The following is a 795-nucleotide window of genomic DNA, read 5'->3' on the forward strand; positions in this document are numbered from 1 at the left end:
CTTCTTAAACGTGTGATAACTCGCGTGGGGGGGGCGCGTCGCGTACCGGGCAATGCTGATTCCGCCTACAAGGACCAGCTCGATCAGTTTTTAACGTTGCTTAGATACCATAGTGCGAACCTCATAAGGGGGTAACTCAGTAGTGGATTGTTTAATTCATTGTTTTTAAATAAAAAAATAATGAGGTTAGGAAAACTTAAGTCCAATTAAAGCCAAAATCGCAGGTATAGCTTTGGCGGCGATTGTAAAAATCACATGGAACTTAGTTTTTTCTTTTAGCTTACTCAAGTCGTATCCAATCCATATGACAGCGAAGGCTATACCAATCCACGCTAAAGAAACTTTTAAATTATTTTCTTCCAACAGCGCAGCATTAAGCGCGGCGGCGTAGGGAATGCTGAAAATAAAGGCAATCATTAGCACCATGCATGTTTTGTTGTCACTTGGATGATGCGGTTTTTTCTGTGATGTAATTGCGAAGGTGCTGAGTTGCTGATTAGTTGTCATATGTATATACCTTAAAAGATTTAAGCAAAGTATAATAAATGAATTAGCTGGTATTTATTACCTCCAATTAATAGTAGGGTGCTAGCGAAGGAAGGTGCGAGTTAGATGAATGAACCATGAAACTACCAACTTAAACCCTTAATTTGTGGGGGCGAACTTAATAAAATTCAGTTCATGTTGGATGTGGTTAATATGTGGGCTTTATAATGTATAATTATTAGCTTGATCTCATTTTTATAAGTTGGGATTGCAAGTCATCATGGTTCTTATAACTCGCCAATGTAATTA

General features: G+C 38.1%; 1 protein-coding gene. It reads right to left on the reverse strand.

Going from position 1 to position 795, the window contains the following annotated elements:
- Positions 1 to 186: 186 nt before the first annotated feature.
- Positions 187 to 507: a hypothetical protein gene (locus ACFPZN_RS56240; RefSeq protein WP_045351067.1), complete on the reverse strand. Its 321-nt coding sequence runs from the start codon at positions 505 to 507 to the stop codon at positions 187 to 189.
- Positions 508 to 795: the final 288 nt, after the last annotated feature.

Origin of the sequence: Actinomadura rugatobispora (genome assembly GCF_042656285.1) — a bacterium.
Lineage (GTDB): Bacteria > Actinomycetota > Actinomycetes > Streptosporangiales > Streptosporangiaceae > Spirillospora > Spirillospora rugatobispora.